Raw genomic sequence first — 13,692 nt, 5'->3', positions numbered from 1 at the left:
TCTGTTTTAGATGCCCGGGGAGTTCTAGGTATCGTCCCCTTTGGTGGAGCTAAGGTTACCATAGGCAGAACTTTCAGTCTAGAATTCGCCCTTACCTGAACAGCCCGTTATAGGCCCCTGCTGAGGATTCAGCAGGGGCTTTGTTCTTGTTCATAGTCTGTTCAAATCGCGTTCAATAACCGTTTTCCAGGCGTTCAAGTGATGTTTTCATGTTGTTCAATGCGTTCAAATAGACCCCCTAATAAATAACGATAGGAGAACCCACAATGAAAGAGCTATCCGCCACCAAGGTAGTGTCTGTCCTTAGGATGTATTTTGCCGGCTTCAGTTATGAGGAAATCGCCGTCAAAAACAATGTCAGCAAGGGAACTGTTTTCAACGTTGTCGCCGATCTCAAGAGCGGGTTATTCCCCGAGGCTGCCAACCTTTCCGAAGACATCGACCTTTTACGGGAAGCAGCGATTGACCTGAAGAATGCCAAGCTAACACCGGTTAAAGTCGTTGTAGGTATATCCCTGCTATCGACTTTGGCTAGCCTCAACATAGAGCCGTCGGAACTCGGTAAGTTCCAATCGGTTATCAAAGGCGTGGCTGCTCCCGGAACCGATACCTCGGCTTTTGCCAAGGCGACACTGGCATTGCATGACATGCAGGCGAGCACCGGTCTTTCAGTGCCGGAGGTCGAAGCTAAAGTGGCGAATCTCCAGAGCGAAGTTACCAAGCTAGAACCGTTAGTGAAAGAACTACAAACCAAAAAGAAGATGCTGGATCAGACGCAAGATGCCTTAAACACGCTAACCGTGAGTAAGCAACAAGCACAGATTCATTTCGATCAACTCCAAAAAGACATTGAAAAGAGCCATGTCAATCAAGCAAAGATCATCTCAAGCACCACTGAGCTAGAGAAGCGGGCCCACCTGGCGGATCTGCAACTGACCGAAGCCCGTCAGGACATTAAGAAGCTGGCCATCATGGGCTTCACCCTTGAAGGATTGGGGGATTTCACCCAGCACGTCAAGGAGGTAGCTTTCCATCATAAAATAAAACCATCTGATTTGAAGGACCGGCTGTTTAATGAACTGAAAGCCATGGACAAGCTCATGGGAATAGAGTCTGCCTGCCAAAAGAAGGCCGCCGAATTAGCATCTGCCGAGCATCTCATCTCAGAACGGACGGCCGAATCGTCAGCGTTAACGACATCGAATAACCAACTCCACGCCCAACGAAATATGCTTTTGAAAGACATCGCTGCCGCCAGCGACAAAATCTTAAAGGCAATCGATACGATCAACCAATCCGCCCAGGTGGCAGGTGAAAAGCTCTGTTCAAAACTGCAATCAGGCATTAGTGAAGCTCTTCAAGAGGTCGACAGGATGATTGCTGGCGCTCAAAATGTTGGACAGCAAATCGGCGAATACGAAACGATGGTGTCTGCCAACGAATGGTTGCACCAGTTGTTAGCACTGGCCAAGAACGAGGATATTGCCGATGGTGGCAAAGTCCGGGTGATAGGTTTGATGCTCTTAAAACCCATGGCGCACTGGCTAAATCGTCATGGCACTTCTAGTCCACAGCCCTATCTATTAAAGGTAGCTATCGAGAATGCCGTGAAGGAGATGGAACAATGGCAACCACAAATAATCAACAGTGTAGCCAGGTAGACGGTCTGATCAACAGTATAAAAATCCAGAATTCAACTCTTAGGGACCTGGCCAGACTCATTGAAATCACAGAGATAGGCACGTTGCGGCGAGACCGACTGACATCTCTTGATGCTTTGCGATGCAGGATTGAAGACGAAATCCATGGCCTCAACATCCACGAGTCATCAGCCGCCTGCAGCCGAGCCAAGGCTGATCTGGTAGGTGGGGTGGCTGGACTAATAGGTGGGGCGATGGCGGCTTCTATGAAAGGTGCTAAAAACCCTGTCAATAACGGGCTCAGGATCTCGCGTCAGATGTTGGAAAGAAAGGCGCCCTCCGGTGTCATCATGATTTCCGCTAGAGGCGAACCGCTTGAATTCCAAGCTATTTCAATATCGCAAATAGCCCGAGATTCGACGAGAGTTGAGGCTGATGTTATAGTCGCGCTTAAGGCCAAAGGCTACTTCTTGTTCGCTGTGGAAGAATTCTATCAGCTGATTCGGGGGCTGAAAGATGAACTGTTGAACGAAAGCGCACCGCTGGCCCTCGAAATCGGGGAGCATATAAGAAGACGAGCGGTTAAGTTAATGTTGGGGAACCGGGCGATGCTACTCCAAGGACTTTCAGTTGACGTTCCGACTAAATGACGCACTCGGCGTCAGTCATGGTTGGTTTTTAATTAACCAACGCTTAATGCTCTTTAATCCATTGGATCAATTCCTCTTGGAGGAACACTCTCTTTCGGCCGATTTTGTGAGAGGGCAACCCTTGTTTCATCAGCTTATACATTGTGTCGTGAGATACACCCAAGCAGCGTTGAGCTTCAGTAAACGTTAAATACACTCGGTCGAGTTCCTTGTCAGCTTTTTCGACCTTTTTCCTCGGCATATCTGGCTCCCTTTTTGCCCAGATGGTATCTAATCTTGGTGTTGCGGGCACTATTAGGTCTGAATCTGATGTATATTGACTTCAATCAGACGCATTGCTATGATGCGGTTACTGGCGCTTGTCTCATCAAAGAAGGACCTTATAAAATAACAAGCGGTAAGGGGCATGGCGATGTTGAGAACAACGAGCTTGCTCTTCATGGTGTCTATCTTGGTCGTCGCAACGGCTTGTTCGAGCGTTGTTCCTCCTCAAAATATACAAAATAACCAACAATCAACGACCGTCTCTCCAATCACTTCGACCTCCAATGCCCCGTTGTCTCCTTCCGAATTGAATGGACAATTAAACTCGAATACCGTGTTTCTTTCCTGGAGGGTAAATTCGACCGACGAAACGGGTTTTAAGGTCTATCGGAACGGAACACTGATTACCACGTTACCCGCTAAAACTAATACATACCAAGACGCCGGCCTAACCCTTGGAACGTCCTATACCTATCAGGTAAGGGCGTTTAATGAAGGTGGGGAATCGGGAGCCGCAACTTTCACTCTCAATGTTCCGGCTATGCAGGCGCCCTCGCCACCATCCAATCTTGTTGCTTTAACCCCTTCTTCATCCTCAGTGAGTCTTCAATGGTCAGACAACTCTAGTAACGAGTCGGGTTTCCGAGTTTATCGGGATGGCAGCTTGATCGGCACAGTAAATACCAATACCAATATTTTTCCAGATAAAGGGCTTCAACCTGGCAAGACATACACCTACATTGTCAAAGCGTATAACAGTACCGGTGAATCCGGTGGCGCAAGCTGCATAGCCAAAACCCCGAATCCGCCGATGAATATCACTCTTGAGTATGCAGTCCTTTCCGACAACAAATCGGGACTGCTGACGTCATACCTAGGTACAACATTTATTGTGTTGACCTCTGACGGAGTCAGCCCTCCGCATACAGAGGTCTTCCAACAACAAGGTATCTATTTCCAGAACTATATGACTCAGAAGATAAACCAAACACTTTGGCATACTGATCGTGCTAGCGAAAACGTCCGGGTAAGCATAATGGCTGTAAGCCGCATGACTACCTCACCTTTTGGCAGTATTTTGGCTTCTCTCGGTTCGCTTTGGGCTAACTCCCAGGGGATTCCAGTGAGCGCTTCAGATATTCAACAGGTATTGGGCCCCACCGGTGATCAGCTTGTTGGCTATTACGATCTTGGCTTGTTGAATTCAACTAATGCCTGGGGTATCGGACAGCAGTTTAAAGGCGTGGGTTACGGAGATATAAAGCTATGGCTTTCGGTATGGTCAGAAACGCAGCCGGCACTAGGGGCAACGCCTATCGTGAATCCCAGTGTGAAAATAGGTACAGTTGATGGTCCAACTCAAATCTTGGCAGGAAATACATACTCTTACACGGTGACTTTGGTAAACACGGAATTACATCAGGTCGATCTTGTGCTTACTGTGGAATCTACAATTCCTAATACTCAACCTGTAACACAACAGGTAGCCATCGGTGGAAACTCAAGTACAAACGTTACTTTTAATTTGAGGTTCGACCAACCAGGAGCGAGGACGCTCACTTTCTCGCTCGCTGTATCGGGTCGAGTTTTTCAATCGTCAACTAAAAGTATAAATGCATCTGGTCCTTTATCAATCGTTTTCGATGGCTGGTATGTTTCAGGTGCGAAGGTCACTTCAGCCCGAGTAGGGCAAAACGTTACAGCCAAACTTACCGTCACCGGAGGAGCAGCCGGAGCCTACACGCTTCAAATATACCGAGACATTAGCTTGTTCCCCGATCAGTTAACCAAGGATGTTACTTTCACATATAACGGCAATTCCACAACAATTGAGATTACTTTTACCCCGAATGTAGCTTCGGGTTATCACTATTCGCTTACAAACGGAATCTCAATTTGGTCACAAGATCAGCCCACTTATCCACCGCGGCTCCAGGTTACGGATTAAAATAACAAGTGCCGACCGAATCGATGAGTAACACATGCTCTTCGGAAATCGGACATTCTAACAAAGGTTGATCTATGCTCGGATAATAACCGAGATCATTTTAAAGTTGACTGTAACTTCCGACGACTAAATTATGAATTTCTAATTAACACCGTAACTAATATTTCAGCTGCCAGTACACTTGAGTTTACCAACTATTACGAGATACTCGGGAGTCTGGAAATTCGCAAATAATCTAATTGTTACCCCAATAACGCCGTCTTTTTCATAACACGCTAAATTATGGAATAAAGAATCCTTGGGCAATACGGAAGTTCTTTCGCAACCCACCCATTCGCGAGCATCGTCTTGCTTACCAAGAATACAAGGCAATACGAAATTTGTTTCTAACGCATCTAATCCTCTCTCAGATATAACCATACCGTAAGCGATTTTAGCCAGCAACCTTGGGAAAAGCCGCGTCACATTTTTTAACTCCCCTTCGACCTTATTACCCAGACCCGCGAGAAGTTCTTCTGAGCCTTTTGATATATGAAGTGTTGCTCCGAGTACACAGCTCACCGAAGAATCATAGTTAACAATATACCTTGGTGGGCGGAATATTGGCATCATAAATAAGCCTGGGCATTTTTCAACAGGAACCTTGACTTTATTACCTTCAATCGCAAAATCATGCTCTTTCGGTCGTAGTATCTTCTCCCTGCTAGGAAGTTTTCCCACCGAGCGAATTAAATCAAATTGCCCACCATCTCGCAGTATTTTGGTTTCAAATGAATTTGTTATTCTATTGCATGTTAAACAACTTGCATTTCGCAATATAAACCGACCACCTAATGAAAAGGGAATGATATGTTCGTCGGTTAATTCTTCTGTCGATCCGCAATAAATGCATTGTCCAATTTCTTTTGAGAAACCATAATTCACTTCGATCATGACATTCCTCGTACTTGGTAGTGAACTTCCGTCCCAGACCGTTGTCGGCAAGACACCCTGTCAAGATTTGCCAATGATTTTCCCTCCAATCGGTTTCTCGGCATCGAACAACTAGCGAGGCACCATCGGGGCTGAAAGTGCATGAATCTGAATGACAGCCCTTTGTGCACCTAGTATAATTGCTCCAGTTTAACACGAAGGCGGGATCATGGACACAAATGTCCTGTATTACGGCGACAACCTCGAAATCCTGCGCAAGCACATCCCCAACGAATCCGTTGACCTGATCTACCTGGACCCTCCGTTCAACAGTAAACGCGACTACAACATCCTGTTCAAGGACAAGCACGGAATAGAGTCCGAGGCGCAGATAGAGGCGTTCACCGATTCATGGCATTGGACGCAACCGGCGCAGGACACTTACCAGCAGATTGTCACCAAGTGCCCGATAAATGTCAGCAAACTGATTGGCGCGCTTCACGATGTGCTGGGGCACAATGACGTGATGGCCTACCTAGTGATGATGACGGTGCGACTGGTGGAACTGCACCGTGTGTTAAAACCTACCGGCTCCTTATACCTTCATTGCGACCCGACGATGAGCCATTACATCAAGCTGGTGCTAGATCAGATTTTTGGGCCGACGAAATACCGGAATGAGATTATCTGGAAACGTAGTTCCGCTCATAGCGATTCCGGCCAGGGAGCGAAACACCTCGGGCGGCTTCATGATACGATCTTTTTCTATTCAAAATCTGATAATTACACCTCAAACATGGAATTCCTCGAATATAACGAGGATTATGTCAGCAATTTCTATAAACATATTGAGCCCGAAACCGGCCGAACCTATCGGCTTGATAACTTAGCTGGCCCGGGCGGAGCCGCTAAAGGGAACCCTCAATACGAATTCCTCGGCGTTACGAGATACTGGCGCTACTCGCAAAAACGGATGCAAGAACTCTACGAACAGGGACGAATTATTCAAACCAGACCTGGGGCGGTGCCGGCCTACAAAAGATATCTTGACGAGATGCCGGGTACTCCGCTCCAAGATATTTGGGACGACCTAGGCCCCATCGGAGCTCAAGCAACCGAAAGACTTGGATACCCAACGCAAAAACCGTTAGCTCTTCTCGAACGTATTATTAAATATTCCACGAACGAAGGGGATATTGTCCTCGATCCGTTCTGCGGCTGCGGAACGGCGATCGTGGCAGCGCAGAAACTCAAGCGCAGGTGGATAGGCATTGACGTTACACACCTTGCAATCAACCTGATGCGAATGCGGTTAAAGGACACCGCTGGCCTCGACGTTGAAGTTATCGGAGAACCCGCTGACCTCGACGGAGCAAGGGACCTTGCCCGCCGCGACAAGTACCAGTTCCAATGGTGGGCTTTAGGAACCATCGGGGCGCGGCCTTACGGCGAAAAGAAAAAGGGCGCAGATCACGGTGTGGACGGCGTCATCACGTTCATCGACGACCCATCCGGCAAGCCGAGTCGGGTCATTGTGCAGGTCAAGGGCGGGCACGTGGGGGTGAAGGACATACGGGAGTTGCAGACGGTGGCGGCGGACGAGGCGATCGGCGTTTACATCTGCATCGAACCGGCGACGGCCAACATGAAAGAAGAAGCCATCGCGGCGGGGTATTACCACTCGCCGGTATGGAACAAGGATTATCCCAAGATACAGATATTGACTGTCGAGGACATTATGAGTGGCAAGTCGGTGGAGATGCCGCCGCAGGCACAGGTGAGCACCACTTTTGCCAAGGCGCAGCGGGTGAAAACGAAGCAAGGGGAGCAGGGAAAGTTAAGTTAAGCGATATTATTCAGATGAAGGGTGACATCAATAACAGGGATCGTAAAATCCAAGGCCTCTTCTATGAAACGAGCAAGCAATTATCCTCCGTAGTAGATAAAACTAAGGACGCGATTATTTGCCCACTTTGCGGTACTTCTTTTGGGTTCGAGTCCTTGAATAAAGATCTTTCCATCGAACACGTACCACCTCGAGCAACGGCCAGACTCATTGGGGAAAGATCTCTGACAACGATAACTTGTGCACGATGCAATAATCATTATGGAAGCGAACTTCAAGGTCATCTAAAGGCATTCTTGATTTTTCAATTGCATCAATCTGGCAAATACGAAAAACCCTTGCGTGGCACGATGCAAATGCAAGACCCCAGCTTAGTGCCTTTACGAGCTAACATTGTTTTTACCCAGGACAAAGTTCAAGTCGTTGGAGTACCTAAGGCGAATAACATTCAAGATACGCAAAAACACTCTCAGGCTTTGAATGATTTAGTTCATAGTCAAACCAAGGATTGGCAGTTCAATGTCACTTTAAACTATGGTTTTGTTTTATCAAAAGCATGGCAGGCACTACTCCACTCCGCCTACCTTGCAGCACATATCATTAGCGGGTGTTCCTATGCTTTCACACCCGCAGGAACGAAGCTCAGGGAGCTTATCGCTAAAGATGAAACAGCCCAATTGGGGCCTTGCGTTATCGTCCCTCAAACAATTGGGGTTGGGGGCAACCAGTGGATAGCCAGAATCAATATGCCTCTAGATCTTAGAAGTCTTTGGGTGAAAGTCGCCGGGAATATTGTGATACTACCAATGCCGAGTGACGATGGTTTGCAATGCTACAATGCTTGGCAACGAGTATCTTCAATTACTAATTTTGGGCTTTCACCCAGAATCGAAAACTTGAATATTACTTTTTTCAGCGAACGCGATGGATTAGAGGCCCAAAAGTGTCTCCCGAGGTTCTTTGCACATGCCCGTCCAAAGGGTTTTGAATCAATCTGAATATTCCATAAATTCATTTTTCCTGAGAAATGGTCTTCCCTCCTGCACAAATCGTCATTTTATGACTTGTTCAGATGCACATCTCAATGTCGATTCTAGTTTTCTTCCAGTGATGCCCTAACCTCAAACAACCATCGAAGCGGCACTAAACTCCTAACCTCCGATCATGAGCGGTTCACTCCTGTAGAAGAGAGATGCGAAGTCTCGGCGGAAAAAATACACACGGTACGCTAGGATCGCGAATTTTGAAGCGGGAATACGATACTTTATGATAAAAGAAAGACAAATACTCAACCGGGGTACCTGAGTGATCGACACGTTGAAACGGTTTTCATTAGCTTTTATCCTATTGTTGATAGGCGTTGCTATCGGTACGATAGGCTTTATAGCCTTGGAAGGGTTTACCCCATTAGAGTCATTTTACCTGACTGTAAGTACTATCACCTTAGTTGGCTACGGCGATGTCGTGCCGGTCACTACGGGTGGTCGGGTGCTGGCTATGGGGTTAGTGGTTACCGGCTTCATCTTTTTCGCAAGCGTGATCATCACCAGCATTCGAATAGTACTCGAACGCCGGGAGCAGAAAAATCAAGCGCAGCAACGTCATACTCTCACCGCTCTTTTCTTGAACGAAATAGGAAGTAAGTTGCTCGGATTCCTTTGCCAGTGCGATCCAGCACTCTTGAGCACCCGGGATCCAGCTCAACCGGAAAAAGTATGGACTACGGAAGATTTTGAAAAGCTCGCTGATACTCTAAAACGCCATTCTTTCAATATTGATCCGCGACGTTCCGACTGGAATACTCTTGATAAACTGCTCGACAGCCGCATTCTATTGAGGCTCTTGGAAGACCCGTACGTTTTGGAGTATCCCCTATTCAGCAGTCTACTTCGCGCCATTTTCCATTTGAAAGATGAATTTAGAACCCGTCCAAATTTAGTTGATATGTCCGATGCGGTCTTGAACCATATAGCCAACGACATGAAAAAGGTGTATCGACCACTCGTTAACCTGTGGCTGGAACATATGCGCTATCTGGAAAAGACCTATCCCAGCCTCTTCTTTACGGTCCTGGAGTCTAACCCGTTCGGCATTACCAAGGCGGCCTAGTTGGTGGGGGCAACCCCTGTAGCAAGGCCCCTTACCGCTATTAGTATTCCGGGAGTATTCACGGATGCGGAAGCTTCTCTGGCATACGATAATCGAAGTCACCAAGGCCATCGGCCCTCTGATTGGTGTGATCATCGTCCTGCAATTTACCCTGGTGGACGCTGCAGCGGAGGTGTTCATCCAGTTCCTGATCGGCACGATTATGGCAATCAGCGGCATGGTTCTCTTTTTGGTGGGCATTGACGCCGGCATACTCCCCGCGGGGAAAATCGTTGGCGCCGGGTTGATCCATCGGCGGTCCCTTTGGTTGATCGTAGCGGTCGCCTTCCTGATAGGCTTTGCCACCACCATAGCCGAGCCGGACGTACTTGTCCTGGCCAGGCAGGCTGATATCATAACCGAAGGTGCTGTCCCTGCGCGGTATCTAACCTATATTATCGGTATAGGCGTAGCCTTCTTCGTGGTCATGGCGATGCTGCGCATCATTTTGGGGTTCCGGATTACCCACCTTCTTACCGCCAGTTACCTCATCATCATCATTCTGTCGCTCTTTACCCCCGCTGAGTACGTCTCGCTAGCGTTCGATTCAGGCAGTGTAACCACCGGGGCGCTCACCGCACCCATCGTCATTTCCCTGGGTATTGGCTTCAGCTCAGTGTTAGCGGGAAAATCGGCAATTGCGGATGGCTTTGGGCTGCTCGGTCTCGCCTCAATAGGTCCTATCATTGCGGTAATGATCATGGGAATCGTTCTCGGGTGAAAGAAATAACCATCCTGGACGGTCTATTAACCACCGCCGAAGGAGTGATGGAGGCGGTGCTGCCGCTCCTCGCTATCCTTTTGGCGTTCCAGGTGTTGTTCCTCAGGTTACCGTCGAGCTACATCCTTAACCTGTTAAAGGGGACCTTGATTGCCTCAGTAGGACTGGTGCTTTTCCTGCAAGGGGTGAAGGAGGGGTTCTTGCCCTACGGTCAGGCGATTGGCGAAGCTCTGGGTGATTTCAGCCATAAGTGGATGATAATACCCTTCGGTTTCATCCTCGGCTTTTTGACCACCCTGGGAGAACCTGCGGTGCGTATCCTGTGTGATCAGGTTGAGGAAACGTCATCTGGGTCCATCCGAAAACCCGCTGTCCTGTACGCCATCTGTATCGGTGTGGCCATGTTCGTGGCGCTCGGCATGGCTCGTATCGTCTATTCCATCCCGCTCCTCAATATTCTGATCCCGGGGTACGCTTTGGTTATGGTGTTGCTCTGGTTCAGTCAGAAAGATTATACGTCCATAGCCATCGACGCTGGAGGTGTAGCTACAGGGCCAATGGCCAACACCTTCCTGCTGGGACTCGGACTCGGGTTATCAGCGGCAATCGGCAGTCAGGATGCCATCATCTACGGCCTGGGTTTGGTGGCGTTAATTGCCCTGGCACCGATCATTTCGGTTATGACCCTGGGGTTAATAATGCGTGTTAGAATTTATTATCGGAGGTAATCCACATGGCAAACGTATCGTTAATCGTCACAATTGTCAGGAAGGGGTGGGGCGACAAAGTGCTGGAGGGTTCGATGAAGGCAGGAGCCGAAGGGGGTACCATTCTGATGGGCCGCGGTGTCGGTGTGCATGAAACCCATCAAAGCATCCTGGGTATTCCCATTGAACCGGAGAAGGAGATCGTCTTGTCACTGACATATCCAGACAAGACTGAGGCAATACTAAGCAAGATTGTTGATTCATGTGACTTGGAAGATCCAGGCGCCGGCATAGCTTTTGTCATTCCGATCGAAAAAGTGGTCGGGGTATGTCACCAATTGGGCACTCACCACGACGTATCAGACAGGTAAGCTTCGGTTTTTGATATGATTGAGGTACTGGCTGCAACCTAACAGTTGATACAGGCCTCGCAACCGGATTTGGGAGGAGGTTACAATGAGCGCGACTCTGATGGTCAAAGACGTTCACCCTATTCACGGAACTGCTGCGGTTACGGTCGATGAGAATGCATTACTCAAGAGTGTCATCTCCATTTACGCCACCAATCCCGGCATCAAGGGTATTTTTCTCACCGATGCACAAAACCGCTTCACAGGCATGGTTTCGCGCCTGGCCATTCAGAAATGGGCGGAGTACGAACTGTTCGGCAAATGGCAAAACAACGAGCCGGATTCTCTGGTCAGCGAGATGGTTGAAGATGTCCAAGCCAAGAGCGTTGCTCGTGGTGATTGGACATCATTCGGTTTGAAACTAAACGATACGCTTCAGAATGCATTTCAACGAATGATTCAGTCCGGTGAGGATATTCTGCCGGTAGTGGATGATGAGGGACGGGTGATCGGAGATCTTCTATTGTCGGAGATCCTCATGAAGGCGATCGAGATTAGCGATAACCGGGAACCACCATCGATCATTTAGTTCCATACACAGGCGCTTCGCTGGGCGAGACTATAAACTGAATCCTTGGTACACACTTTCCCTTAACTCATCGTACCTTCCCTAAGACTATTAAGTAGGTAGTTGATCTCAATAGTGGTAAGCCCGTATCGATGAAGAGCATGGCGGGTAATTTCCAAGCTGACCTCAAACTGTGGCTTGACCAACGCGTTCACTCCGATGCCTTTTAGAATTTCGGCATCAAGATCTCGTTCTACCCGGGCGACGATGTCTATCCTCGGATTAATGACACGGGCATTTATTACAGTAAGTTCAACGTCCAGGAAACTTGGAAAGGTGCAAACCAAGAGTTTAGCCTTTTCTAGTGCAGCCCCTGACAATACATCCGGTTTACTAGCGTCGCCGTAGATGCATGGTATTCCTGCTTTTTTAAGGCGATAAATGACCTGAGGGTCCAGGTCGATCACAACGTAAGACAAATTGCGACGTGACAATACGTTGGTAAGCATGTCAGCCACGCGGCCGCCACCGCAAATTACGGTGTGACCAGATAGCGATATTACCCGCTGGTCGGCTGTCTCCGGCCTATGATTGATCAATCGGCCCCCAAGTCTCGTACGATGCAATTGACGGTAAGTGAAATTCGCTATACTCAAGGCGAACGGGGTCTGCACCATTGTGACGATAGCTGCGCCCAGTATTAGAGCGTAGGTTGTGTCGCGAAGTATGCCCGAGGCTACGCCTACGCTGGCGAGGACAAAACTGAACTCGCCAATTTGTGCCAGACCGGCACCTGTAAGCAGAGATGTGCGGGCGTTATACCCAAATACCCAAGGAATCGCGGTATAAATAACCAATTTAACGGCGATTATGAAAACTACCACCCCTGCCAATAGCCCGAGATTTTGGGTCAGGAACCTTAAGTCGACGAGAGTGCCTAACGAGACGAAAAATAGGGCACCGAAAGCGTCACGGAAGGGCACAATATCAGCCAACGCCTGCCTCGCGAAGACCGACCGGCCAATGAGTAATCCTGCAATAAATGCCCCCACCGCGGCAGACACGCCAAAGAACTGCGACGCGATGGCTGCAGTTAGAGTCAATGATACTACGGAAATAAGGAATAGTTCTTTGGATCGAGCCTGAGCTATCCTATCTAGAATGCGAGGTAGGAGAAACAAGCCCAAACCAACCATCACAACCATAAAACCCAGGGCTTTGCTGCCAGCTTCGATAAGCGCAGGACCTACATCGCTACCAGAGGTGCCTAGTGTTGGAAGGATGATCATTAACGGAATTACAAAAAGATCTTCTACAAGAAGGAGACCAATCATTACGCGACCGTGGGTCGTATCGAGTTCATTGCGTTCAAGAAGCAGCTTAAGAACGACGAGCGTCGAACTCATGGTAATAAGAAAACCGAAAAAGATAGCTTCGGGGGTAGCCCAACCGAGTGCCTTGCCAAGACCGATGCCAGCGGCACCGGTTAACAGCACCTGGGCAGTACCGCCCAAAAAAGCCACCTTACCGACACGACGTAATTCGTCGAATGAGAATTCAAGCCCCAATGTGAAAAGTAACATGATAACGCCAATGTTAGCCAGATCTTCAATGGCGGCTGTGTCTTGCACTAGACCCAATCCATGTGGACTAATCAGCATGCCAGCGAATAGATAGCCGAGAAGCACGGGTAATTTCAAGCGATGGGCGAAGATGCCACCGATCACGGCCGCTATCAGCACGATAACGATTTCAAGCCCTGATACTGAGTTTTCTATCTCTGCTCCAGTGTGTGTGTGTTTAGGATAACCTATAATTGCATGTTGGTACCGTTTCCCGGTTTTCCGGGATTATGGCTTTAGATTGGCTGACCTTCGCCAACCTGGGGAAACCCGAGGTAGCATCACCTAGAACCAAACCTGATACGAACCACGATTG

Annotated in this window: 13 protein-coding genes; 10 read left to right on the top strand and 3 right to left on the bottom strand. The window is 48.5% G+C overall.

Annotated features, from left to right (window positions below; all coding sequences use genetic code 11):
- Window positions 1–266: 266 nt before the first annotated feature.
- Window positions 267–1,661 (top strand): hypothetical protein, encoded by a 1,395-nt coding sequence (locus V8247_RS04130; RefSeq protein ID WP_338739066.1) that lies wholly within the window; start codon window positions 267–269, stop codon window positions 1,659–1,661.
- Window positions 1,625–2,290: a hypothetical protein gene (locus V8247_RS04125; RefSeq protein WP_338739064.1), complete on the top strand. Its 666-nt coding sequence runs from the start codon at window positions 1,625–1,627 to the stop codon at window positions 2,288–2,290. The genes V8247_RS04130 and V8247_RS04125 overlap by 37 nt, the downstream gene beginning before the upstream one ends.
- 43 nt (window positions 2,291–2,333) lie before the next feature.
- Here the strand turns inward: V8247_RS04125 and V8247_RS09130 are convergent, their stop codons facing one another.
- Window positions 2,334–2,531 (bottom strand): helix-turn-helix domain-containing protein, encoded by a 198-nt coding sequence (locus tag V8247_RS09130; protein ID WP_375340881.1) that lies wholly within the window; start codon window positions 2,529–2,531, stop codon window positions 2,334–2,336.
- Between the two features lie 165 nt (window positions 2,532–2,696).
- Here V8247_RS09130 and V8247_RS04120 point away from each other — a divergent pair, with 165 nt between their 5' ends.
- A complete protein-coding gene (locus V8247_RS04120) occupies window positions 2,697–4,502 on the top strand; it encodes a fibronectin type III domain-containing protein (RefSeq protein WP_338739062.1) in 1,806 nt (601 codons plus the stop codon).
- A 165-nt stretch (window positions 4,503–4,667) separates the two neighbouring features.
- Here V8247_RS04120 and V8247_RS04115 read toward each other — a convergent pair whose 3' ends face one another.
- A complete protein-coding gene (locus tag V8247_RS04115) occupies window positions 4,668–5,435 on the bottom strand; it encodes an HNH endonuclease (protein WP_338739060.1) in 768 nt (255 codons plus the stop codon).
- A gap of 208 nt (window positions 5,436–5,643) precedes the next feature.
- On the opposite strand from V8247_RS04115, the gene V8247_RS04110 reads away from it, so the two are divergent.
- From V8247_RS04110 to V8247_RS04080, 7 genes are all read left to right on the top strand, one after another.
- Window positions 5,644–7,260, top strand: coding sequence for a DNA methyltransferase (locus tag V8247_RS04110; protein WP_338739058.1), 1,617 nt, complete (start codon window positions 5,644–5,646; stop codon window positions 7,258–7,260).
- A 14-nt stretch (window positions 7,261–7,274) separates the two neighbouring features.
- Window positions 7,275–8,258, top strand: coding sequence for a hypothetical protein (locus tag V8247_RS04105; RefSeq protein ID WP_338739056.1), 984 nt, complete (start codon window positions 7,275–7,277; stop codon window positions 8,256–8,258).
- Window positions 8,259–8,565: 307 nt separating this feature from the next.
- Window positions 8,566–9,369, top strand: coding sequence for an ion channel (locus V8247_RS04100; protein WP_338739055.1), 804 nt, complete (start codon window positions 8,566–8,568; stop codon window positions 9,367–9,369).
- Between the two features lie 64 nt (window positions 9,370–9,433).
- Window positions 9,434–10,129, top strand: a complete 696-nt coding sequence (locus tag V8247_RS04095; protein WP_338739053.1) for a DUF1538 domain-containing protein — start codon at window positions 9,434–9,436, stop codon at window positions 10,127–10,129.
- Window positions 10,126–10,857: a DUF1538 domain-containing protein gene (locus V8247_RS04090; RefSeq protein WP_338739051.1), complete on the top strand. Its 732-nt coding sequence runs from the start codon at window positions 10,126–10,128 to the stop codon at window positions 10,855–10,857. The genes V8247_RS04095 and V8247_RS04090 overlap by 4 nt, the downstream gene beginning before the upstream one ends.
- 5 nt (window positions 10,858–10,862) lie before the next feature.
- On the top strand, window positions 10,863–11,207 hold the full coding sequence (locus V8247_RS04085; protein ID WP_338739049.1) for a P-II family nitrogen regulator: 345 nt from the start codon (window positions 10,863–10,865) through the stop codon (window positions 11,205–11,207).
- 85 nt (window positions 11,208–11,292) lie between these two features.
- Window positions 11,293–11,775 (top strand): CBS domain-containing protein, encoded by a 483-nt coding sequence (locus tag V8247_RS04080; RefSeq protein ID WP_338739047.1) that lies wholly within the window; start codon window positions 11,293–11,295, stop codon window positions 11,773–11,775.
- A 62-nt stretch (window positions 11,776–11,837) separates the two neighbouring features.
- Here V8247_RS04080 and V8247_RS04075 read toward each other — a convergent pair whose 3' ends face one another.
- Window positions 11,838–13,481: a cation:proton antiporter gene (locus tag V8247_RS04075; protein WP_375340875.1), complete on the bottom strand. Its 1,644-nt coding sequence runs from the start codon at window positions 13,479–13,481 to the stop codon at window positions 11,838–11,840.
- Between the last annotated feature and the right edge of the window lie 211 nt (window positions 13,482–13,692).

This window comes from Dehalogenimonas sp. W (assembly GCF_037094495.1).
GTDB classification, from domain to species: domain Bacteria; phylum Chloroflexota; class Dehalococcoidia; order Dehalococcoidales; family Dehalococcoidaceae; genus Dehalogenimonas; species Dehalogenimonas loeffleri.
Note: the sequence above shows the minus strand (reverse complement) of the source record. Positions and strands in the feature narration are given on the sequence as shown.